Origin of the sequence: Vibrio makurazakiensis (assembly GCF_050337375.1) — a bacterium.
GTDB classification, from domain to species: Bacteria; Pseudomonadota; Gammaproteobacteria; order Enterobacterales; family Vibrionaceae; genus Vibrio; species Vibrio makurazakiensis.
In genome coordinates, this window is the sequence record NZ_JAKJSW010000419.1 from 1 (window position 1) to 1,686 (window position 1,686).

General features: G+C 43.7%; 2 protein-coding genes. Both read right to left on the reverse strand.

What is annotated here, in order from left to right; all coding sequences use genetic code 11:
- On the reverse strand, nucleotides 1-1,101 hold a 1,101-nt coding region (locus L4C33_RS22080), incomplete at its 3' end, for an ABC transporter permease (RefSeq protein WP_428814526.1).
- A 1-nt stretch (nucleotide 1,102) separates the two neighbouring features.
- Nucleotides 1,103-1,686, reverse strand: a 584-nt coding sequence (locus L4C33_RS22085) for an ABC transporter ATP-binding protein (protein ID WP_428814527.1), incomplete at its 5' end; no start/stop codon positions are given.

The following is a 1,686-nucleotide window of genomic DNA, read 5'->3' on the forward strand; positions in this document are numbered from 1 at the left end:
GCCTAATGCAGGAATACCAATCAATAGGCTAGATAAAATAGCCATTAGCACTGGTTGTACACCGTATGAAGGTAACGGCGTTGGTAATAACTCCCCTAATGGGATTCTCAGTAAGACTTCTAAGCCAATACCTATCGCCACTCCAAATACAGCGGCAATAGCGACAAGAAGTAGTACTTGAACTGACAACCAGCGCGTTATCCATCGCTTGCTGGCTCCTAAGCTTTTCAACATTGCGATTGTTTTTCTACGGCTAGCCACATAATGCTGACACGTAAGGACCAATGTCGTTGCTGCCATGATCACGACAATAGCTACGGTTAAAGAAAGGTATTGAGTTGTACGTTCAAACATATCGTTTGTTCGACTTGCGGAGTCTTGATCTCGCCATCTGTCACTAGGCGTTAACTCAACTTTATCTTTGACCGATTGAATTTCACGGCTGTCGCCAGTCAAAAATAGTCTGAATTGAACACGACTTCCAAGCTGGATAGCACCTGTCTTATCTATATCACTACTATGGATCAGCGCTGCTGGCATTTGTTGGAACGGGTTAAAACTTAGGCCAGGTTCCTGACTGATACGTCCTGAAATAGTGAAATCGGCATCACCTATTGTGACATTGTCACCGATATTAACATCCAGTTGTGCAAAGATACGTTCATCTAACCAAAGTTCACCTTCAGATACCTGGTCGACACTTTCATTAGCGCTGGATAAGACCATATCACCCAAAAGAGGATAAGCACTGTCTACAGCCTTCACTGTTATCAATTGCATACTACTATCGCTAAATGCCATGGTAGTGAAGCGAGTTAACTGCGATTGGCCTAAGTTCGCGTTGTTAGACAACCCCAATAGTGTTTCAGGTAATGGGTTTGCCGAAATAAAGACACTATCAGCAGTAAGCGCATCTTTCCCCTGCTTAACGATGACCTGCTCCATACGCTCTGCTAACGCGGACAGTGCGAAAACACAGGCGATAATTAAGGTCAGAGCTATTGATACTGGCCAAAGTTGGCCATGTCGGATTTCTTCAATGCTCCAAGAGAACAATCGTTTGTTCAATGCATTAGAGTTGATTGATTTGGAAGATGACACGTTATGACTCCTCCAAATGACCAGACTGCATTGTTAGCGTTCTTTCACAACGTGCGGCCAATTTAGAATCATGTGTAACGAGTACTAATGTTGTGCCATGTTGAGTGTTCAGTTCAAACAGTAATTCAATGATCTTAGCGGCCGTTTGTTGGTCAAGATTACCCGTTGGTTCATCAGCAAATAGAATTTTCGGTTTGATCATAAAAGCACGAGCGAGGGCTACACGTTGTTGTTCACCACCTGATAGTTGTGAAGGTAAGTGATCCACTCGTTCTTTTAAGCCTACAGATTCAAGCAATGCTCGGGCGCGATTTACATCTTCGCTTTCGCCTTTTAGCAAACAAGGTAAAGTGACGTTTTGTAATGCTGTCAGGCTAGGGATAAGAAGGAAGCTTTGAAAAACAAACCCAACCGATTCACTACGTATAGCAGCTCTTTGTTCATCGTCTAGCTGGGACAATGGTTTTTCAAGCAACGTAATTTCACCCTTTGTCGGAACATCAAGCCCTGCCAGCAATGTCATCAAAGTCGATTTACCCGCACCTGACGTACCAACAATCGCGACACTTTGCCCCTCTAGAATAT